The 21049-nt window shown below is 62.0% G+C and carries 20 protein-coding genes and 1 other annotated feature (1 of these 21 cut by a window edge); of the genes, 14 read left to right on the forward strand and 6 right to left on the reverse strand.

Annotation, left to right across the window (positions count from 1 at the left end):
- Positions 1-48, reverse strand: a sequence feature (His leader region); it reaches 77 nt to the left of the window's first position.
- A gap of 190 nt (positions 49-238) precedes the next feature.
- From ACB037_RS09150 to rnd, 7 genes are all read left to right on the forward strand, one after another.
- Positions 239-484: a hypothetical protein gene (locus tag ACB037_RS09150; protein WP_010674695.1), complete on the forward strand. Its 246-nt coding sequence runs from the start codon at positions 239-241 to the stop codon at positions 482-484.
- Between the two features lie 61 nt (positions 485-545).
- A complete protein-coding gene (locus ACB037_RS09155) occupies positions 546-2465 on the forward strand; it encodes an ATP-dependent DNA helicase (protein ID WP_371175234.1) in 1920 nt (639 codons plus the stop codon).
- 97 nt (positions 2466-2562) lie between these two features.
- Positions 2563-3264, forward strand: coding sequence for a tRNA (adenosine(37)-N6)-threonylcarbamoyltransferase complex dimerization subunit type 1 TsaB (gene tsaB, locus ACB037_RS09160; protein ID WP_202042492.1), 702 nt, complete (start codon positions 2563-2565; stop codon positions 3262-3264).
- A gap of 49 nt (positions 3265-3313) precedes the next feature.
- Positions 3314-3829 carry a Slp family lipoprotein gene (locus ACB037_RS09165; protein WP_039039136.1) on the forward strand — a complete coding sequence of 172 codons (516 nt, stop codon included), beginning with the start codon at positions 3314-3316 and terminating at the stop codon, positions 3827-3829.
- Positions 3830-3838: 9 nt separating this feature from the next.
- Positions 3839-4690, forward strand: coding sequence for an alpha/beta fold hydrolase (locus ACB037_RS09170; protein WP_371175235.1), 852 nt, complete (start codon positions 3839-3841; stop codon positions 4688-4690).
- Between the two features lie 196 nt (positions 4691-4886).
- Positions 4887-6563: a long-chain-fatty-acid--CoA ligase FadD gene (gene fadD / locus ACB037_RS09175; RefSeq protein WP_139737180.1), complete on the forward strand. Its 1677-nt coding sequence runs from the start codon at positions 4887-4889 to the stop codon at positions 6561-6563.
- 98 nt (positions 6564-6661) lie between these two features.
- A complete protein-coding gene (gene rnd, locus ACB037_RS09180; RefSeq protein ID WP_039039174.1) occupies positions 6662-7774 on the forward strand; it encodes a ribonuclease D in 1113 nt (370 codons plus the stop codon).
- Between the two features lie 158 nt (positions 7775-7932).
- On the opposite strand, the gene ACB037_RS09185 is transcribed toward rnd, so the two are convergent.
- The 4 genes from ACB037_RS09185 to dusC form a co-directional block, all read right to left on the reverse strand.
- Entirely contained in the window at positions 7933-8301 is a 369-nt protein-coding gene (locus tag ACB037_RS09185) for a conjugal transfer protein TraR (protein ID WP_316286397.1), read from the reverse strand.
- An 81-nt stretch (positions 8302-8382) separates the two neighbouring features.
- Positions 8383-9348 carry a DMT family transporter gene (locus ACB037_RS09190; RefSeq protein WP_371175236.1) on the reverse strand — a complete coding sequence of 322 codons (966 nt, stop codon included), beginning with the start codon at positions 9346-9348 and terminating at the stop codon, positions 8383-8385.
- An 86-nt stretch (positions 9349-9434) separates the two neighbouring features.
- Positions 9435-10250 carry an AraC family ligand binding domain-containing protein gene (locus ACB037_RS09195; RefSeq protein ID WP_371175237.1) on the reverse strand — a complete coding sequence of 272 codons (816 nt, stop codon included), beginning with the start codon at positions 10248-10250 and terminating at the stop codon, positions 9435-9437.
- A 56-nt stretch (positions 10251-10306) separates the two neighbouring features.
- On the reverse strand, positions 10307-11251 hold the full coding sequence (dusC, locus tag ACB037_RS09200) for a tRNA dihydrouridine(16) synthase DusC (RefSeq protein ID WP_103243143.1): 945 nt from the start codon (positions 11249-11251) through the stop codon (positions 10307-10309).
- 177 nt (positions 11252-11428) lie between these two features.
- On the opposite strand from dusC, the gene ACB037_RS09205 reads away from it, so the two are divergent.
- The 4 genes from ACB037_RS09205 (at position 11429) to ACB037_RS09220 (ending at position 15596) form a co-directional block, all read left to right on the forward strand.
- A complete protein-coding gene (locus ACB037_RS09205) occupies positions 11429-11806 on the forward strand; it encodes a YbaN family protein (RefSeq protein WP_039039141.1) in 378 nt (125 codons plus the stop codon).
- Positions 11807-11938: 132 nt separating this feature from the next.
- Complete coding sequence (apt, locus tag ACB037_RS09210) at positions 11939-12484, forward strand: adenine phosphoribosyltransferase (RefSeq protein ID WP_010674707.1); 546 nt, start codon at positions 11939-11941, stop codon at positions 12482-12484.
- Between the two features lie 177 nt (positions 12485-12661).
- On the forward strand, positions 12662-15142 hold the full coding sequence (dnaX, locus tag ACB037_RS09215; RefSeq protein ID WP_371175238.1) for a DNA polymerase III subunit gamma/tau: 2481 nt from the start codon (positions 12662-12664) through the stop codon (positions 15140-15142).
- A 124-nt stretch (positions 15143-15266) separates the two neighbouring features.
- On the forward strand, positions 15267-15596 hold the full coding sequence (locus tag ACB037_RS09220; protein WP_005301028.1) for a YbaB/EbfC family nucleoid-associated protein: 330 nt from the start codon (positions 15267-15269) through the stop codon (positions 15594-15596).
- Positions 15597-15707: 111 nt separating this feature from the next.
- Here ACB037_RS09220 and ACB037_RS09225 read toward each other — a convergent pair whose 3' ends face one another.
- A complete protein-coding gene (locus ACB037_RS09225; RefSeq protein WP_371175239.1) occupies positions 15708-16634 on the reverse strand; it encodes a LysR family transcriptional regulator in 927 nt (308 codons plus the stop codon).
- A 118-nt stretch (positions 16635-16752) separates the two neighbouring features.
- Between ACB037_RS09225 and ACB037_RS09230 the strand changes: the two genes are divergently transcribed.
- Entirely contained in the window at positions 16753-17634 is an 882-nt protein-coding gene (locus tag ACB037_RS09230) for a pirin family protein (protein WP_139736305.1), read from the forward strand.
- Between the two features lie 57 nt (positions 17635-17691).
- Here the strand turns inward: ACB037_RS09230 and ACB037_RS09235 are convergent, their stop codons facing one another.
- Entirely contained in the window at positions 17692-19014 is a 1323-nt protein-coding gene (locus ACB037_RS09235; RefSeq protein WP_371175240.1) for a YjiH family protein, read from the reverse strand.
- 406 nt (positions 19015-19420) lie between these two features.
- Between ACB037_RS09235 and ACB037_RS09240 the strand changes: the two genes are divergently transcribed.
- Entirely contained in the window at positions 19421-20491 is a 1071-nt protein-coding gene (locus tag ACB037_RS09240; RefSeq protein WP_041215183.1) for a transcriptional regulator, read from the forward strand.
- Positions 20492-20574: 83 nt separating this feature from the next.
- Positions 20575-20997: a CBS domain-containing protein gene (locus ACB037_RS09245; RefSeq protein ID WP_010674714.1), complete on the forward strand. Its 423-nt coding sequence runs from the start codon at positions 20575-20577 to the stop codon at positions 20995-20997.
- The last annotated feature ends 52 nt before the right edge of the window (positions 20998-21049 follow it).

Genomic DNA, 21049 nt, shown 5'->3' on the forward strand with positions numbered 1-21049 from the left:
CCAGCAGTCAACCTCCTGAAAGACTATTCGGGATGATGATGGTGATGATGAGTCTTCAGGTTGGTGAACTTCATGATGTAATCAATCCTTTACAAATCAGATGCCGTTGTTGACGCCCGGTTTAAACTACCTGCCTTGACAGAAAAAGCAACCGAAAAATGTGATCCGGACGATTAAAGTTGAGAAAACGGTTTTCTGGTCGATAACTAGACAATGAGATGCCAAAGGAGGCGACATCATGCCCAGCCAGGACCTGTTATTTCCCATCCTGCCCCGCGCACCCTCGACACCGAGCCCGGATGACATCAAGCGGGAGGTGACCCAGATCAGCCAGAAACATCAGCTGCGCAAGATAGGCACCGACAATGGCGGCGGTGGCCAGCATCACCAGCAGAGGGAGCAGCCGCCAAAGCCTGATCAACCAGCGGTGCAGGATGATGATCACAAACCGGATCCGGACCATCGGATTGATCTCTTCGTCTGAACGCATTATCAGTCCCGCTTTTTCCGCGCTTTTGGCATAATGCCCGCTTTTGCAGCGGGACATGCCTTTGACCATCATCCAGACCCTGTTCAAGCCAGACGGCCCCCTGGCCCGCCATATTGACGGCTTCAAGGCCCGTGCCCCGCAACTGGAGATGGCCGAGGCGGTGTCGCGCGCCATCAAGCAAGGTGGCCGCTTGCTGGTGGAGGCTGGAACGGGCACTGGCAAAACCTATGCCTATCTGGTGCCTGCGCTGGAATCCGGCAAGCGGGTGGTGATCAGCACCGGGTCCAAGAATCTGCAGGAGCAGCTCTTTTATCGGGATCTGCCCACCATCACGGGGGCGCTTCACTACACCCCGCCGGTGGCACTGCTCAAGGGGCGCAGCAATTACCTCTGCATCGAGCGGATGAACCGGCTGTTGAGTGAATCCCATCTGCAAAAGCCCGAGATCCTGAGCGATCTCGTGAAGGTCAAATCCTGGTCGACCGCCACCGACAACGGCGATGTGGGGGATATCCCGGGGCTACAGGAGAACGCCGAGATCCTTGCCCACGTCACCAGCACCAACGACAACTGCCTGGGTCGTGACTGCCCCTATTACGATGATTGTCACCTGGTCATCGCCCGGCGCCGTGCCATGGACGCCCAGGTGGTGGTGATCAACCACCACCTCTTTTTCGCCGACATGGCGGTCAAAGACACCGGCTTTGGCGAGCTGGTGCCCGAGGCGCAGGTCTATGTCTTCGACGAGGCGCACCAGCTGCCCGAGATCGCCAGCCACTACTTCGGCAAGTCCGTGGGCAGCCGCACCATCCAGGATTTGGCGCAGGATATCCAGCTCGCCTACCGGGCAGAGGCTCATGACATGGCCCAGCTTGGCAAGGCGGCGGACAGGCTCGCCATTGCCAGTCAGGATCTGCGCCTTGCCTTCGGCGTGGAGGGGGGGCGCGGCAACACCCGGGATCTGCTGAGACAATCCCTCTGGGCCCAGGCGCTGGCCCGTCTCAACGATGCCATCGGGCTCTGTTATGAAGTGCTGAAACTGGCGCTCGGGCGAGGGGAGCAGCTGGATCACTGTTTCGAGCGCATCAGCGAGCTGCGTACTCGCCTTGGGGAGGTGCTGGCGATCAATCAGACCGGTTTCTCCTACTGGTATGACTGTTCGCGTCTGCACTTTACCCTCAATCTGACGCCGCTGTCGGTCGCCGAGCGCTTTGGTGCCGAGGTGCAGCGCCCCGAGGTGGCCTGGGTCTTCACCTCGGCCACCTTGACGGTGGACAATCGCTTCGCCCACTTCGTCGCCGAGATGGGGCTGGCCGGCAGCGCCGAACTCATTCTCGACAGTCCGTTCGATTACGCCGAGCAGGCGCGCCTGTGCGTACCCCGTTTCCTGCCAGAGCCCAATGCCTTCGGGCGCGGGGAGCCGCTGGCGACCCTGATGATCCCCCTCATCAACAAGACGCCGGGGGGGTGCTTCTTCCTCTGCACCAGCCATCAGGTGATGCGCCAGGTGGCCGAGGTGCTGCGCCGGGAAATCGGCCGCACCGTCCTGCTGCAAGGGGAAGACAACAAGCAGCGGCTGCTCAAGACCTTCGTGGAGAACGGTCGGGCCGTGCTGGTGGCCACCAGCAGTTTCTGGGAGGGGATAGACGTGCGGGGGGCGGCATTGTCCTGTGTTATCATCGACAAGCTGCCTTTTGCGAGCCCGGACGATCCCCAGCTCAAGGCACGGGTGGAGGATTGCAAGCTCAAGGGGGGGGATCCCTTTGCCGAGCTGCAGTTGCCCAAGGCGGTGATTGCCCTCAAGCAGGGGGTGGGGCGGCTCATCCGTGATCGCAGTGATCACGGCGTACTGGTTATTTGTGATCCTCGGGTGGTCAACAAGCCCTATGGCGCCACCTTCATCAAGAGCCTGCCTGCCATTCCACGGACCCGGGAGCTGGCGACCCTGGGAGAATTTTTCGGACCACGAGAGTGAGTCCGCCGCGCCGGGGCTGATTGCCCCCGGCCATGCATGACGGCAGGCCTTGGCCATGCTGACGATTTAACTGACTGATGTGAAGAGAATAAAAAGAATGGATGAGTTGAAGATCCTGGCCGTGGATACCGCCACCGAAGCCTGCTCCGCAGCCCTCTTGGTGGGCGATACCCTCTTTTCCCGCTGGGAAGAGGCGCCCCGTGACCATACCCGCAAGATCCTGCCCATGGTTCAGGCTCTGTTGGATGAAGCCGGTCTATCGTTGGATGAGCTCGACGCCATCGCCTTCGGTCGTGGGCCTGGCTCCTTCACCGGGGTACGGATCGGGATCAGCGTGGCCCAGGGGCTCGCCTTTGGTGCCGGCGTGCCGATGATCGGTGTCTCCACCCTGGCAGCCATGGCCCAGGGGGCCCATAAGCTGGAAGGGGCCGAGCAGGTGCTTGCCGCCATCGATGCGCGCATGGACGAGGTCTATTTCGGCCACTACGCCTTGGTGGACGGGGTGATGACGCTGGTGGGCGAGGAGGTGGTGAGCGAACCAGCCGCACTGGTGCAGGCCCGTGACAAGCTGACTGGCGCGGTGAGCTGCGTTGGCACCGGTTTTGAAACCTATGGCGAGACCCTGTGCGGCCTGGCAGATGTGCTGATGCCAAGCCAGGTGCGTTTCCCGGCGGCCGCCGACATGCTGCCTCTGGCACGCCAGGCCTGGTTTGCGGGTGAGGCGGTGCCAGTTGAGCAAGCCACCCCTGTCTATCTCCGTGACAAGGTGACCTGGAAGAAACTGCCGGGTCGCGAATAGGCGGCAACAGCTGCCCGGGCTGCTTTATCGGACGATGATGGAGAGACGAATGAGAAAATCCGTGATCATGCTGGGATTGGTGGGGCTGCTGCTGGGTGGTTGCAGCACGGTGCCCAAAGAGCTTGCCTATGAGCCTGCGGATCAGCTGGTTGCCTATCAACCCGCCCTGCAGGGGATGGAAGGCAAGCCGGCCCGCTGGAGCGGTGTCATCTCGGCGGTCCACAACAAGGCGGATCAGAGTGTCATCGAGGTGGTCTATCTGCCCCTCAAGTCCAACGGGGTGCCGGAGCAGACCGAGCAGAGCCCCGGTCGTTTTCTCGCCATCATGCAAGGGTTTGTCGACCCGACCCTCTATGCCAAGGGTCGCAGCCTGACGGTGCTCGGCACCCTCGACAAGCCGGTGGACAGCCAGATTGGCGAGCACAAGTATCGCTTCTCGGTACTCAAGGTGACGGGGAGCAAGCTGTGGCCACCGGTGAAGGAGGTGGAGATCCGCTACATGGATCCCTACTTTTACGATCCTTTCTATGATCCCTTCTGGCCCAGACGGCCCCTGCGCCGCTGAGGAGCCCGGATGACGGCGACATTGCAGGAGCGCAGGCTGTGCCTGGCGGACGGGCGGCACATCGCCCTGCTGGACAATGGTCAGGAGGGCAGACCGCTGCTGGTGGCCCTCCATGGCTGGCTCGACAACGGCGCCAGCTTTTTGCCTCTGGCCCCCTGGCTGGGGGCGTTTCATCTGGTCTGCGTCGAGCTGCCGGGCCATGGTCACTCCGATCACAAGTCGACTCCCTATGTCTTCGTGGACTGGCTTGATGATCTCTACCAGATCACCCAGGCCGCGGGCTGGCAGCGTTTCATCCTGCTTGGTCACTCCCTGGGGGCGCTGATTGCCTCTGCCTATGCCGGCGTTTTTCCCGAGCAAATCGAGCGACTCATTCTGCTGGAGGGGCTCGGCCCCTTGAGCCAGCCCGACGAGGAGGTACCGGGGCAGCTGCGCCGCGCCATCCTCAACCGCACTCGTACCCGTGAGCGTGCAACCAGTGGATTTGCCACCCTCGAGGAGGCGGTGGCAGCCCGCTGCAAGGTGGCGGACATCCCCCCGAGTGCGGCACGCCTTATCTGCGAGCGGCAACTGGAGGCGCGGGCAGGGCGCTGGTATTGGCGCAGTGATCCCCGTCTTCGCGATCTCTCGCCCCTGCGCATGAGCGAGGGGCAGGCCCAGGCCCTGATCCGGGCCATCGCCTGTCCGGTGCTCTTTATCCGGGGAGAGCAGGGCTTCCCCGGGCTCCTGGCACAGTGGCAGTTGCGGGAGGCGGCCTTTGGCCACATTGAACGGGTGACAGTGGCAGGAGGCCATCATTTTCATATGGAAAATTCATCAGAAACCGCCGTTTATATCGAAAACTTCGCTCAAATCCGGTAAGATCGGCGGCTTTGAATCATGTCAGGTTTGCTTTCTCCCTCACATTTCCCGTTGTTAATTCACTGTTAATTGATGTTGCCTTATGTAAATATGTGCGGCATTAGAGCATGAACTTAAAACAACTGATTGAAATGGATGTGACAGGGACGGAGGCAACACAGTGAGCGCACAGGTGCGAGTTATGCAGGAGAAGTTCGTGGAAAGAGTCTGGCTGAAGCGTTATCCAGAAGGGGTGCCCGCCGAGATCAATCCAGACCAATACGGCTCTCTGGTCGAGATGTTTGAAGAGTCGGTGAACCAGTTCGCCGATCAACCCGCCTTCGTCAACATGGGGCAGACCATTACCTACCGTCGGCTGGAGGAGCAGTCCCGAGCCTTCGCCGCCTACCTGCAAAACGAGCTGAAGCTCGGCAAGGGGGACAGGGTGGCCGTGATGATGCCGAACCTGCTGCAATACCCCATCGCGGTATTCGGCATCCTGCGGGCCGGCATGACGGTGGTGAACGTCAACCCCCTCTATACCCCGCGCGAGCTGGAGCATCAGTTGAAAGACTCCGGCGCCAAGGCCATCGTCATCGTCTCCAACTTTGCCCACACCCTGGAAAAAGTGGTGTATGACACCCCGGTCAAGCACGTGATCCTGACCCGGATGGGGGACAACCTGGGGCTGGCCAAGGGGACCTTGGTCAACTTCGTGGTCAAATACGTCAAGAAGCTGGTGCCCAAGTACAACCTGCCCCATGCCAGCACCATGCGCCAGGCCCTCGCCAAGGGGCGCTACCTGCAGTACATCAAACCCGAGATCAGCAACCAGGACATCGCCTTCCTGCAATACACCGGCGGGACCACCGGCCTCTCCAAGGGGGCCATGCTGACTCATCGCAACATGATCGCCAACGTCGAGCAGTGCCTCGGTGTCTATGGCCCCGTGCTGGAGCGCGGCAAGGAGTTCGTGGTCACGGCGCTGCCGCTCTATCACGTCTTCGCCCTGACGGTGAACTGCCTGCTGTTCATGCGTCTGGGGGGCTACAACCTGCTCATCAGCAACCCCCGCGACATTCCGGGTTTTGTCAAAGAGATCAAAAAGTATCCTTTCACCTGCATCACCGGGGTGAACACCCTGTTCAACGCCCTGGTCAACAACGACGACTTCAAGAGCATGGATTTTGCCAAGCTCAAGCTCACCATCGGTGGCGGCATGGCGGTGCAACGGGCGGTGGCCGAGCAGTGGAAGGGGCTGACCGGCACCCCGCTGCTGGAGGGCTATGGCCTGACCGAGTGCTCGCCCCTGGTGAGCGTCTGCCCCTATGATCTGGTGGATTACAACGGCTCCATCGGCCTGCCGGTCTGCTCCACCGAGATCCGTCTGGTGGATGACGAGGGGAACCAGGTCACCGAACGGGGTGCCCCCGGCGAGATGCAGGTGCGCGGTCCTCAGGTGATGACCGGCTACTGGCAGCGCCCGGAGGCGACCGCCGAGGTGATGCAGGATGGCTGGCTCTGCACCGGCGACATCGCGGTATGCGACGAGCAGGGCTTCTTCAAGATCGTCGATCGCAAGAAGGACATGATCCTGGTCTCCGGCTTCAACGTCTACCCGAACGAGATAGAAGACGTGGTGGCCCTGCATCCCAAGGTGCTGGAGGTAGCCGCCGTCGGCGTACCCAACCCGGTGTCCGGCGAGCAGGTGAAGATCTTCGTGGTCAAGAAAGATGCAAAGCTGGCGGAAGAGGAGATAATTGCCCACTGCCGCAAACATCTGACTGCCTATAAGGTGCCGAAACTGGTAGAATTTCGCGACGAACTTCCCAAGACCAACGTGGGCAAGATCCTGCGCCGCGTACTGCGCGACGAGGAGATTGCCAAGCAGTAACCGGCATGCACTGCTTTGCAGTCCAGCGCTGTCGTTATGCAAAACCGTGGGACATCCACGGTTTTTTCTTTCTGGATCCGACCAACGTGCAGGCAACGATGCAATATCAACTCATTTCACAGCAAGCCGAACTGGATCAGTATCTCGCTTCTCTGGCCGACGTTCCTCTGGCCATCGATACCGAATTCGTTCGCACCCGTACCTACTATCCCCAGCTCGGTCTGTTCCAGATCTACGATGGCAAGCAGCTTGCCCTGCTCGATCCCCTGACCCTGGATCTCTCCGGTTTGTGGCAGCGCCTCGGTCGGGCCGGACAGATTGCCATCCTGCACGCCTCCGGTGAGGATCTGGAACTTATCCAGCATCAGGCGGGTCACCTGCCCAACCAGATGCACGATACCCAGCTGGCGGCAGCCTTCCTGGGTCATGGCGTGTCGGTGGGGTTTGGCGCCCTGGTCAACGAATTCCTCGGGGTCGAGCTTGAGAAGGATCAGGCCCGTACCGACTGGCTGGCGCGCCCCCTTACCCCTCGTCAGCTGGAATATGCCGCGGCGGATGTCTTCTACCTCATGCCCCTCTACGAGAAGGTGATGGCCAGACTGCGCGAGAGCGGCAAGTTCCCCTGGTTCGAGCAGGAGTGCCAGAACCACTCCGCCCGCAAGACCCAGGGCAGCGATCCCCGTCAGGCCTACCTCGAGATCGTCAACGCCTGGCAACTGGGTCGCCGTGAGCTGGCCATCCTGCGCGAGCTGGCCGCCTGGCGCCAGCAGGAAGCGGTACGCCGGGATCTCGCCCTCAACTTCGTGGTGAAAGAGCTGCACCTGTTCAAGGTGGCGGAGCGTCGTCCCGCTTCCCTTCGGGATCTCAACGAGCTGGGCCTCTCGCCCATCGAGATCAAGATCCACGGCAAGCGGATGCTGGACATCGTCGCCGCCGCCCAGCAGAGCGACCCTGCTAGCTGGCCCGATCCCATCCGCCGTCTGGTGGACTTCCCCCAGTACAAGGCCGAGCTCAAGCGCATCAAGGCCATGGTGGAGGAGAAGGCCAAGGCCAGCAACATTCCACCGGAGCTGGTGGCGAGCAAGAAGATCATCCACCAGTACTTCACCTGGAGCTGGCGCATGAGTGCCGAGGAGCGGGCCAGGGCGGACAAGCCCATGCTGCTGCAAGGGTGGCGTCATGAGCTGGTAGGCCACCTGCTGGCCCAGTGACGAGTACGCAGTACGAGAAGGGGAGTCCATGACTCCCCTTTTTCATGCCTGTGCGGCTGCCCCCAGGGGTTGCCGGGATCGTCGCGCCAGGGGGTTGGTCATGATGGGAAGCGAGAAGGGGTGGAGGAGGAAAATGGCGGGCACAAAGGGTGCCCCCATCAGAGTTCGTGAGCGTGGAATCCCTTGCGGTAGCGGGCCTCGCAGCGCGGGCAGCGTTGCAGGGTCGGATCCTGTTCCAGCTGTTCAGGGAGCAGCGGCTCCTCACAATCGGAGCAGAAGCCATAGAGCCCCAGATCCATCTGGCAGAGCGCCGCGTCGAGCCGCTTGAGGCGTGCCACGCAGTGTTCCACCCCGGGCAGATCGAGACGGCTGGTCAGATCAACCAGTTGATCCCGCTCGCAGCGCTCCACCTTCTGTGCCCAGTCATCTTGTCGACAGGCCTTGAGCTGACGGATCAGCTCCTCTCTTGTTTGCGCCCAGTCGGTCAGAAGGCGCTGATGCCATTCGGCCAACCGGGCTTGCGTCACTTCACACACAGCAGCCCCCAAAAACGAGTGATAAAACTCGGCCAGTATAGGGAAACCCGCGGTTTATCAAGATGACATGAGTCAAGTTAACCGTGCTTTGGCAGGTTTTTCCGGCAGGTGCTGCGGCTTGCCGGTGATGACGTAGAGCACCCCCGCCACCAGACAGACGACACCTACCAGGGTACTCATGGGGGGCATGATCCCGCGCAGCATAAAAGCGTACAAGAGCCCCGCCAGAGTCTCGAACACGATGAGCGGCCCGACCAGCGCGGTCGGCAGGCGCAGGCTCGCCTCGTTCCAGCACAGGGTGCCGAGCCAGGAGCAGAAGAGCCCCACCGCCCCCATCAGCAGCACGAAGCGCAGGGGCGTCGGCCCGAAGGGCAGGGGAAAGTCCGGTGCGCTCAGGGCAAGATGGCCGAGACTGCCGAGATAGGCAATGAGCGCCACCGGCAGGGTCACCAGCCCCTGGGCGGTGGCCCAGACGGCCGGACTGCGGCCCGGGTGCTCGCGCAGCCAGCGGGCGTTGCGCAGGGGATACCAGGTCCAGCACAGCACGGCGCCCACCGCCAGGGCGAGCCCAAGCAGTTGTTCGGTGCGCGCCTCGGTGTGCCAGGTCAGCTCGGCGCTGTTGACCAGATAAAGGCCGGCCCCCATCAGCACCAGGGACGGGTAGAGCCGGGTGCGGGAGAGGCGACCGTCCCGTGCGCCATAGAGGCGGTTGGCGGCCAGGGCCGTCACCGCCGGCAGGGTGCCGATAAACATGGCCGCCAGGGGCGAGCCGATGCGCAAGATGGCCCCCGACAGGCAGAAGTAGTAGAGGAGGTTACCCACCAGAGTGAGGGCGAGGGCCTCTCGCCAGTCGCTGGCCGAGAGGCCCGCCAGGTGTTTGCGGGCCTGCCAGGCGAGCGGCAGTACGATGAGGCCGAAGGCGAGGTAGCGGCCGCTCGCGAGCAGGGCGGGGGGATAGCCGTCCACCAAGAGGGGGGCGACGAAGATGAGCCCCCACATCAGGCCGGCCAGCAGGGCAAACAGGACTCCGATCAACATGTTTCATATCCGGTAAAGAAGAAGGAGGCCAGCCTAGCAGGGGGGAAGGGGGGCGTATTGAACCAGATTGCGCTTTAGCGGCCAGCCTACACCTGTTTCTGGTAGCGGACCGGGGTGGTGCCATAGCGGCGCAGGAAGGCACGGTTGAGGTGGGACTGATCGGCCAGACCACAGGCGGCGGCGACCTCGGCCGCGGGCAGGCCGGCAGCCAGCCACCCCTTGGCGCGCTGCAGGCGGATGGCCATCAACATCTGCTGGGGGGTGACGTGAAAGCGGGCCTTGAAGCTGCGCTGGAAGTGGTAGGGGCTGAGGTTCACCGAACCGGCCAGCTCGGCCAGGGTAATGGGGCGGGCGAAACAGGCCTGCATATAGTCGATGGCGCGGCCCAGAGGGTGGGCCGCTTCGCGCGGGGCCGCCAGGGCCCGGGCATGGGGGCGCAGGGTCTCGCACACCCTTAGCAGCAGGCCGTCGGCGGCGAGCTCGCTGTCACAGTGCCAGAGGGCATCCAGGGCTGCCTGCAGGACGGGGGCAGTGCGCGGATCGCTTCGCACGGCATCGGTGAAATACCAGTCGCGCTCGCCGCTGATGGCCTCGAGCCGGTCGGCGGGCAGGTAGAGCATGCGATAGCGCCACCCCTGCTCGCAGGCTGACTCGCCCGTGTGCAGCTCATCGGGGTTCATCAGCACCAGGCTGCCGGGACCGGCCAGGAGCTGGCTGCCGCGATAGCGAAAGCGCTCGGCACCGCACTCGATGACACCGAGGCCAAACCCCTCGTGACTATGGGGATCGAAGATGTGGTGCTGGATGTGGGCGCGATAGAGCTCGGTCGCCGGCTGCCCAGGCAGGGCGCGAAAATCGGCCCTGTCGTGCTGATGGGTAAAGTTGACCGGCACTCCTTGCATCCTGACCTCCTGTCAATGAGCCTTCATCATAGGGCGCCGCGGGGCGGCGGCCAAGTCTAGGCCTGTGAGGCGCACTCGCGCTCGAGGGCGGTGCGGATCTCCTCTGCGGTCTTGATGGTGCGGATGCGACGAAACAGCTCGTCGGCCTGGGGGTATTCCCGCACTATGTAGGAGAACCACTGCTTGATGCGACTCGGGTAGTAGTCGGCCTTGTCGCTCGCCAGATCCTGCTCGGTGTAGGTCACCATCAGTTGCAGTACCTCGGCCCAGCTCATGTGGGCACACCCCGTCTTCATCACGTTGGCCAGGTTGGGCAGGGAGATGGCGCCCCGGCCCACCATGAGGGCATCGCAACCGGACACCCGGGCACAGGTCAGGGCATCGGCATGGTTCCAGATCTCGCCGTTGGCGGTGACGGGGATGGGCAGGGCGCGGCGGATGGCGTCCACGTACTCCCAGTGGGCCGGCGCCTTGTAGCCTTCGCGCTTGGTGCGGGCATGCACCGCCAGCTCGTTGGCCCCCCCCTGATAGACGGCCTGGGCGTTGTCCAGATAGAGATCCTTGTCATCGTATCCCAGGCGGATCTTGGCGCTCACCGGCAGGTGGGCAGGCACGGCCTCCCGCACCGCCTTGACGATGCGATAGACGGTCTCGGGTTCCTTGAGCAGCACGGCGCCCCCCTTGCTCTTGTTGACCGTGGGGGCAGGGCAGCCGAAGTTGAGATCGACCCCGGGAGAGCCGAGCTCGATGGCCCGTATGGCATTTTCTGCCAGCCACTCCGGATGTTGTCCCAGCAGTTGCACCCGTACCGGGGTCCCTGCACGGGTCTTGCCATCCTGTTTCAGCTCGGGGCAGAGGCGATGGAAGACCTTGGCGGGCAGCAGTTGATCGACCACCCGGATGAATTCACTGACGCAGAGGTCGTAATCATTGACGGAGGTGAGGACCTCCCGCATCAGGTGATCCAGCACCCCCTGCATGGGGGCCAAAATAACGCGCATAGCTGCTTCCGAAGACAAGGGGAGAAAAAAGAGCGCAGATTGTAGTGGCAATGGCCGGGATTGTCAGCCGTCTGCCCACTCGATGACCCCAATCGACGGCCGCCGACTGGGCCAGGCTGTCAGCTTCCGGGCCAACTCTGTTAGGCTAAATGCAGAGATACATGCAGAGGAGTACCCATGAAACGCTGGTGTCTGATGGCCCTGGGCTGGCTTGCCTTCGCCACCGGGATAGTCGGGATAGTCCTGCCCCTGCTGCCGACTACTCCTTTCATGTTGCTGGCGGCGGCGCTGTTTGCACGCTCCTCCCCCCGCTTTCATGGCTGGTTGCTGGCGCATCCCTGGTTTGGCCCCCCCATCCTCGACTGGCAGCAGTATCGCGGCATTCGCCGTCACGCGAGACGCCGCGCCATCATCTTCATCCTGATCTCGTTCTCGGTATCGTTGTTGGTGGTGCCGTTGCCCTGGGTGAGGTGGCTGCTGGTTGTCATAATGGTGATCCTGCTCACCTGGTTGATGCGTCTGCCGGTGCTGGAGCCGGTTGCAATGAAGAAGTGAAATCCCTAAGCTATCGCGGCAATAATGCTATGGAGTTGGCTCGTCATTTTTGCGTGACGGGCCTTTTTATTGCCCCCAGGCGGAGACCCCGTGCGCCGCCATGGCAGGGCTCAAAAAATAAGCGGTCAAATAATGAATCCGGAAACCCTGAAGTTTATCGAAGCGAGCATCAAGACCATTCCCGACTATCCGAAGCCGGGCATTCTGTTTCGCGACATCACCAGCCTGATCGAGAATGCCGAGGCCTTCAAGGCCACCATCGATCTGCTGGCCGATCATTACCGTGATCAAGGCATCACCAAGATTGTCGGCACCGAGGCCCGTGGCTTCATCTTCGGCGCCCCGGTTGCCTACGCCATGGGGCTGGGGTTCGTGCCGGTGCGCAAGCCGGGCAAGCTGCCCCGCGCCGTCATCGAGGAGTCCTACGCCCTGGAGTACGGCACCGACACCCTGCAACTGCACACCGATGCCATCGTGCCCGGTGACAAGGTGCTGGTGGTGGACGATCTGCTGGCCACCGGCGGCACCGTCGATGCCACCGTCAAGCTCATCCGCCGCGCCGGCGGTGAGGTAGCGGATGCCGCCTTCATCATCTCCCTGCCGTCCCTGGGCGGTGATGCCCGCCTGACCGCCGCCGGCGTCAAGGTGGTCTCTCTGGTGGAACTCGCGGGGGCGTAAATCGCCCCTTCGCGCGGCAGGCCTCGTCACCCTGCTTTCTGCCGCAAACCGGTGCCTGAACGGGCACCGGTTTGAAATTCAAGCGATCCCTCCCAAGGCGGCGCATCCCCCATACAGCCAGCCCTCCATTTGTGTTAGCATCCAGCCTCAATGCCTCGTTTCCCAGCATCGAGATCTATGAGCTATCAGGTTTTGGCGCGCAAATGGCGCCCCCATACGTTTGAACAAGTGGTCGGCCAGCAACATGTGCTGACGGCCCTGACCAATGCCCTGGATCAGGGGCGGCTTCACCATGCCTACCTGCTGAGCGGGACCCGCGGCGTGGGCAAAACCACCATCGCCCGCATTCTGGCCAAGAGCCTCAACTGCGAGCAGGGGATCAGCAGCCATCCGTGCGGTGTGTGCGATACCTGCCGCGAGATCGATCAGGGTAATTTCGTCGATCTGCTGGAAATCGATGCGGCGTCCCGCACCAAGGTGGAAGACACCCGAGAGCTGCTCGACAACGTGCAGTACCGTCCGGCCCGTGGTCGTTTCAAGGTGTACCTCATCGATGAAGTGCACATGCTGTCGCGCCACAGCTTCAATGCGCTGCTCAAAACCCTGGAAGAGCCGCCCCCCTATGTGAAATTCCTGCTGGCCACCACGGATCCGCAGAAGCTCCCCATCACCATACTGTCGCGCTGCCTGCAGTTTCATCTCAAGAGCCTGGATCAGACCCAGATCGCCAGGCAGCTCGAATGGGTACTGGACCAGGAGGGTCAACCCTTCGAGCCTCGCGCCCTGCTGGCCCTGGCCAAGGCGGCCGACGGCAGCATGCGCGATGCCCTGAGCCTCACCGATCAGGCGTTGGCCCACGGCAACGGCAGCGTGCGCCTGGAGAGCGTGCTCGCCATGCTGGGGACCCTCGATCATCACCACCTGCACCAGTTGCTGGAGGCAGTGCTGCGCCAGGATGCCCCGGCCACCATGGCCAAGATCACCGAGATTGCTACCCTGGGGCCGGATTTCGACCAGCTTCACGCCGAGCTGGAAGCCTTGCTCCATCGGGTGGCCATGGCGCAACTGCTGCCTGCGAGCGTGCAGGAGCAGGGGGCGGATGCCGATGCCTTGCTGCAGCTCGCCGGAGCCATGAGCCCGGAAGAGGTGCAGCTCTGCTATCAAATCGTGCTGGGGGGGCGCAAGGATCTGCCCTGGGCCCCTGACGGGCGCACCGCACTGGAGATGACCTGTCTGCGGATGCTGGCCTTCTCTCCCCGGCGCGAGGTGGTCCATCCCGCCAACCTGGCGGCCCAACCTCTCATGACAGGGCACTCCGGCGTGATGGCGGCAGCGAGGGAAAGCGCGCCGCTCCTGCCGGGAAAGCCCCAGGGGGCTGAGTCGGCCCCGGCTGCCAGCGCAGCACCACAGGCTCCCGCCGCGCCAGCATCGGTCCTTGAGGCCGAGCACGTCGCCCCCGCACCCAAGGTGGAGGAGGGCGCAGTGCTGGATCCGCTCTTTGCCGAGCAGGATGAGCTGCTGCGTGAGGCCGAACGGATGGGTTACGAGGCCGTGGTGTCCGCCAGTCCGCCTGCAGAGCCTGCCTCTGGGCCGTTGGCGGCGGATGACGCCGGGCAGACGCAGCAGGTTGAGGGTCAAGGGGAAGACGTCGCCATCTCTTCGACATCCAGCATGCAGAGCCTGCTTGGCAAGCGCAATCTGCTGCGAAGCCGCTTGCGTGGCGAGCAGAGTGCAAACGCCGCGCCTGCCCGGATCACCCCCGCCAAACCGGTGGCCGCGACCAAACCGGCCCCTGCGATGCCTGCCGTCGCGACTTCGCCCCAGGCCGAGGTGCAACCAGCGGCGCGGCCCGAGATGCCGGGGCAGGGATCTGCCATGCAAACGGGGTATGACGACCTGCCCCCTCTGGATGCCTATGAAGAGGGAGCCAGTGACTACGAAGAATATCTGAATCAGGGTTTTGACGAGGGGTTTGCCAGTGCCCCGTTGCCCACGCGGGCAGTGACTTCCGCCCAGCCAGCTCCCGCCACCATGGCATCTCCTTCGCAGGAAGATCTGCCGCCCTGGGATCTGGGCGCTGACGCCGGCAGCGCGGATGCGGCGGCACCTGCGGTTGTCGCTATGGTGCCTGCCGCGCCTCCAGTGGTCGCCAGCGAGCCTCAGCCCGCCATTGCGTTGATGGAGACCATCGACTGGGATGCGCTGGAGAGCGACGAACAACCCGAGGAGGAGGGGGAGGTCGCCCGTCTGATCCCCTCGTCCTTGTTGGTCAATTGCGGGGACGCCTGGGCCGAGCTCATCGCCCGCACCGGGGTGGGTGGTCGGCTGCGTCAACTGGCCATCAACGCGGTGATGACCCGGGAAGGCAATCGGGTCTCCCTGCTGCTCAAACCCGAGCAGCGCCATCTGGTGAGCGACAAGGCCCGCGCCGATCTGGCCGAGATCATCAGTCCCGAGCTGGGCGGCCCGGTTCACATCGATGTGACCCTGGGCTCGGATCCCGCGCGGGAGACGCCGCTCGAGATAGAGCACCGTCTCTATCTCGGGGTGCGTGAACAGGTGAGCCGGGATCTGGCGGCGGATCCCAACGTACAATTCTTGCAGCAGCGTTTCGGCGCCGTGCTTCATCCCGAGAGCATCGAACCCCTGAGTCGCTGAGTTGCGGTGAAAAAACCGTGCCGGGGTTTGTCCCCGGTTGAAAAGACCTTTGGCTGCCCCCATTTAGGGCAGATGAACCCACAGCCCGGCGCTTGATGCCGGATTTCAAGACGAGAGACGATCTATGTTTGGTAAAGGTGGAATGGGTAACCTGATGAAACAGGCCCAACAGATGCAAGAGCGCATGCAGAAGATGCAAGAGCAGCTGGCCCAGATGGAAGTGGTCGGCGAGGCGGGCGCAGGCATGGTCAAGGTGACCATGGCCGGCAGCCACAGCGTGCGTCGTATCGAGATCGATCCCAGCCTGATGGAAGATGACAAGGAGATGCTGGAAGATCTGGTCGCCGCCGCCGTCAATGATGCCGTGCGCCGCGTGGAAGAGCAGAACAAGGCCAAGATGGGCGAGCTGACCGGCGGCATGCAACTGCCCCCGGGCTTCAAGATGCCCTTCTGAGGATACTGCCCGTATCCGTTTCCCCTCCTCTGGGAAGGGGAAAAATGAAAAGGCCAGAGCCAAGCTCTGGCCTTTTGCATGTCGGCACCCCCGGGAACGGCCATGCACAGATCATGGCGGGGGCGGCGCACTTGCCTGCCCCAGGGGGGAGAAGCCCTCGACCAGATGATCGATGAGGGCGCGGATGGCAGGCAGCAGACCGCGGCGTGAGGGGAAGACCGCGTGGATCACCTCCTGGCGCGGTGCCCAGTCGGGGAGCAGACGCACCAGCCGGCCATCGGCCAGGGGCTCATCCATCATCATGGTGGGCAGTTGCACGACCCCGAGCCCGTCGATCGCCCCCTGACGCAATGTCTGCATGTCGGTGGTGGCAAAGCGGGGGCTGTGGTGCTGTTTGACTCTGGCCCCATTGGGGCCCAGCAGGGTCCAGTGATGGCCTTCCAGGCTGGCGCCATGACCGAGGCTCGGCCATGACAGCAGATCTGCGGGGGCCCGGGGCATGCCGAGTGACGCGACAAGGGCCGGGCTTGCCACCAGACACTGGGTCGCATAACCCAGCACCCGCATGGCGAGATCGCTGTCCTCCAGGGGCAGTGGTCGCACCCTGAGCGCCATGTCCAACCCCTCCGCGACCAGATCCACCGCCCGGTTGACCCCGACGAGCTGCACCTTGACGCTGGGATGGGCCAGGGCGAAAGAGACCAGCATCCGTCCCACGTGAGCGTGGAGCAGATCGATGGGGCAGGCGATGCGCACCAGACCGCAAGGCTCGCTCTGGGTCGCGGCGATGAGATCCTGCGCCGCATCGGCTTCCACCAGCATGGCCCGGCAACGGGTGTAATAAGCCTGCCCGAGTTCGGTGACGGTGAAGCTGCGGGTGGAACGCTGGATAAGACGCACTCCGAGTCGCTCCTCCAGCATGGCGATGCGGCGGCTGAGCCGCGATTTTGGCATGCCGAGGGCCCTGCCAGCCTGGGCAAAGCCCCCGTGATCCACCACCTGGACATAGAAATAGAGGTCGTTGAGATCCTGTTGCATGGGTTTATCGTTCACAAAATAGGACGCTGATGGCAAATTTTACGTCTACCGGACGCAGCGTTCCAGACTCACAATGCGAGCAACGACACATCCCGTGACGATCACCCAGGAGAGCATCATGAAAAGAGTCATCGGTATTTACAGCGCCCCTCGACAACACTGGGTCGGCGACGGATTCCCGGTTCGCTCACTGTTCTCGTATCAGACCCATGGCCGCGCCTTGAGCCCCTTCCTGCTGCTGGACAGGGCTGGTCCGGCACATTTCGAGCCCGCCGATCATGCCAGGGGCGTGGGGGAACACCCGCACCGTGGTTTTGAGACTGTCACCATCGTCTATGAAGGGGAGGTCGCCCATCGCGACTCTACCGGCCAGGGGGGGATCATCGGTCCGGGAGACGTGCAGTGGATGACGGCCGCCGCCGGCATCATGCACGACGAGTTCCACTCTCAGGGGTTCACCCGTCGTGGTGGCACCCTCGACATGGTGCAGCTGTGGGTCAACCTGCCCGCCAAACACAAGATGTCGACGCCCGGTTATCAGGGCATCACCAGCGACACCATCCCGCAACTGAGCCTCAAGGAGGGCGACGTGCGGGTGCGCATCATCGCCGGGAACGATGCCGGGTTGCAACAAGGCGAGGTAGAGGGGCCAGCCCGCACCTTCTCGCCCATGAACATCTGGGATTTGCGGCTCAAGGGCGGGGCCAGTGTGGTGCTGCCGGCGGTAGCGGGATGGAACAGTGCCTTGGTGGTGCTCAAGGGTTCTCTCTTGATCAACGGTCAGGAGCGCGCGGGCGAAGCACAACTGGTGCTGCTCGATCCCAACGGGGAGGAGTTCATGCTGGAGGCGGAGGGCGAGGCCAGCTTGTTGCTGTTGAGTGGCGAGCCCATCGATGAACCCGTCGTGGGTTATGGGCCCTTTGTCATGAACAGCGAGGCAGAGATCCATCAGGCGATAGATGATTTCAACAGCGGCCGGTTCGCCGTCATCGCCCCCTGAGACAATCCCGATAAAAACAAAGCGCCTGATGGCGCTTTGTTTTTTTGTGAGCCCTGGTCAACCGAGCCAGCCGAGGGCCAGTGCCAGCCTGCCGCACAAGGCGGCCAGCAGGATGCCAAGCAGGGTGCGCAGCAGCCAGATCACCACCAGCTGTCCCACGCTCACCGGGATCCGGGTGGCCAGGATGCAGGGGATGGAGGCAGAGAAGAAGAGCACCGAGCTGACCGAAACCACGGCCGCGACATAGCGCACCAGCAGGTCGGCATCCTTGAGCAGGATGGCGGGCAGGAACATCTCGGCGAGACCGGCCGAGAGGGCCTTGGCGGTGGCGAGCGGTTCGCCGAGATCCAGCAGCCAGGTCAGTGGCCAAAGCAGCCAGCCCAGCAGATCGAACAGGGGAGTGTGCTTTGCCAGCAGCAGGCCCAGCAGACCGACGGACAGTATGGTGGGCACCACGGCAGCGGCCATGTGAAGACCGTCCCTGAGGTTGTCCTTCAATTGCCGCAGCAGGGGATCTGCCTGGTGGGACTGGGTCAGGCCGCAGGTGAGGGCCGCCTGCCAGCGGCTCATGCCAGCCGGTAGCGGCTCGTCGGTCTCCCCATGGTGAGCCAGGCGACTGATGGGAGGAACACGCGCCAGGATGGCGGTGATGACGAAAGTGATCACCAGGGTGGACCAGAAGTAGAAGTTCCAGTGTCCCATCAGGTTGAGGGTCTTGGCCACGATGATCATGAAGGCGGCTGAGACGGTGGAGAAGCCGGTGGCGATGATGACGGCTTCTCGCACCGTGTACTTGCCCGCGAGGAAGACCCTGTTGGTGATGAGCAGGCCCACCGAGTAGCTGCCGACGAAAGAGGCGACGGCATCGATGGCGGAGTGACCCGGCGTGCGCCACAGGGGGCGCATCACAGGTTGCATCAGCACCCCGATGAATTCCAGCAGGCCGAAACCGAGCAGGAAGGTCAGGGCCATGGCGCCGATAGGCACGATGAGACCCACAGACATGGCCAGTTTATCGAACAGGAAGGGGAGGCGATCCGGGGTCATCAACCAGGCAGAGCCCCAGTCTGTGACATACAAAATGGCCAGGGCCAGCCCGAGCAGCTTGAACAGGCTCAATACCCTGTCGATGGGACGGGCGCGCCAGCGGCCATCCAGCAAGGGGGTGATGGCGCCATAGGCGATGAGCAAGAGAATGAGGGTCAGGGCAAGGGGGCGCTGGGCAATCAGAAAGCCGGCCAGGTGATCCACCACTATGGTGCTGCGCCCGCCAAGCTCGAAGGGAACAAAAAAGATGGCGATGCCAAGCAGACTGGCCAGCAGCAGCTTGATGCCGGCCCCTGATCCTGCCGGTGCAGTGAGCGTGTGTTCAGGTTCCATTTTCTCTCCTTGTGATCCGCATGGTTCAATTCCGTTGAGGGGATGATTTGTATATACAATATCGTCCGGCGCTCAAAATGGAAACACCAAAGTCACCAAAATGCAACATGTGAATCGGTGTGGATGCAGATGACCCCAAGGTTGAAAAGCGTGATCTTGGGGGGAAGAGGGGCCGGGATGGCGAGTGGGTGGTGAGGCATCAAGAGGCAAAACAGGGAGGAAAGCGACCAGCGCCAGGAAAAACATGAGCGGCTATTTACCCTTTCTGGTCATATTCATTCATGGGCCTATATTCATGACTATTTATGAATAAATCATAAACCCTTTGTTCATTTGACTACTTTTCGGCTATCCCATTGCAGAGTAAGATGCCTCTTCAATAAAAATAAGAATTAGGAGTTCGGGTGTGAAGGCATTAGAGAAAGAAAGGATATCGCCCTATATCAGCCAGTTATACGAGTGCGGTATTAATGATTCTGACATTAAGCTCGTCGTGGACCAATTTCGCGCCGATGTTTCCTGCAGTTCATCCCTGTTTTTATTGCGGGATGATGACAAGAGCGACGGAATAAAGCTTTTTTCCAGCGGTCTGACCGAGGCCCAGCAGCAGTTTTACCTGCAACATCATCGTCAGGATGTGTGGTTCAACCATTACCTGGATAAAGGGTGCAAGGGGATCGTCAGCGCCAACAGCATTTCAAGCTCGGTGGGCCTGCTGGCAAGTTTCGGCGCCCAATTCGCCGCCGGCGGCGTCTGCCAGGTCAAAGGGCGTGGGCTGAGCAGCCTGTGCAGTTACCGTGGTGCAGCGCAAGATGATTTCAGCAGTCGCGACCTCACCTCGCTCTCCGAAATCTATTCCGGACTGGCGGCCTGGAGCCACCATTATTGGAACCTGCTGGCCCTGGAAACCCAGAACTATCAGTTGCAACAGCTGGTGAAAAACCATAATAAGCCCAGCGCCATCATAGACGACAAGGGGCATATTCATTATTCCAATGTGGCCTTCAACCGTATCGCCGATGAAAATGTGGAATTGCGGGCCATCAATGGCATTTTCTCTTTGCAGAATAAGGAGCAGCAACGCCAGCTCAAGGAGATCCTCAATGGCTTTGCCTATTTGCTGCCCGGCGCCAGCGCCTATATGTCCATTCCCCGTCAGCCTAACCTGCGCCCGCTGCTGGTCCAATGCACCCTGATGAGCGGACTCAGCCGCTTTGAACGCTATGTGGAAGTGGTGCTGCGTGACCCCGAGCACGCCTTCAACCCCGACATCGAAGCGCTGGCCAGCCTCTATCCCCTCACCATCGGCGAGAAGGAGTTGCTGGTGCTGATGAGCAAGGGTTACAGCAGCAACGACATCGCCGAGCTGCGCGGGGTCAAGGTGGAAACCGTGCGTTCCACCCTCAAGGGGGTGTTCAAGAAGACCGATTGCCACAGCCAGAACGAGCTGCTGCTCTTGTTACAATCCATCTCCTGATAGGCACCAGCTATGCTTGGAGTGAGCCGGACATAGTGCCCGGCTCTTGCCTCCCCTCGGGAGGCTCGTTGGGGGAAAGCGTCATGGAATCACTCAAGGCAAAGGACTACATGCAGACCAAGCCCATCACCTTCAGCGCAGAGATGATGGTACAGGCGGCGGTGGAAAAATTTCTCAACAGTCATCAGTTGGGCGGCCCCGTAGTGGACAGCCAGGGACATCTGATTGGCTGGGTCTCCGAGCAGGATTGCATCGCCGTCATGCTCAAGGAGGCCTACCACTGTGAACAGGTGGCCCAGGTCAGGGATGTGATGCGCAAGGAGGTGCTGGCAGTCGGCCCCGACACCAGCATCCTGGATCTGGCGGAGATGATGATGGGTCAAAAGCCCAAGATCTATCCTGTGGTGGAGGAGGGGCGCCTGCTCGGGGTCATCAACCGCCACAATGTGATGCAGGCCATCCACGCCCAGCTTGGCACCTGTTTCGTGCATCAGGCCAGAGTCTGAGCGGTGTTGTCTGGTTGTTTTCAAAGAGCAGGCTCCGGCCTGCTCTTTTCAT

The sequence above is a fragment of the Aeromonas sp. S19(2024) genome (assembly GCF_041402625.1).
GTDB lineage: Bacteria > Pseudomonadota > Gammaproteobacteria > Enterobacterales > Aeromonadaceae > Aeromonas > Aeromonas caviae.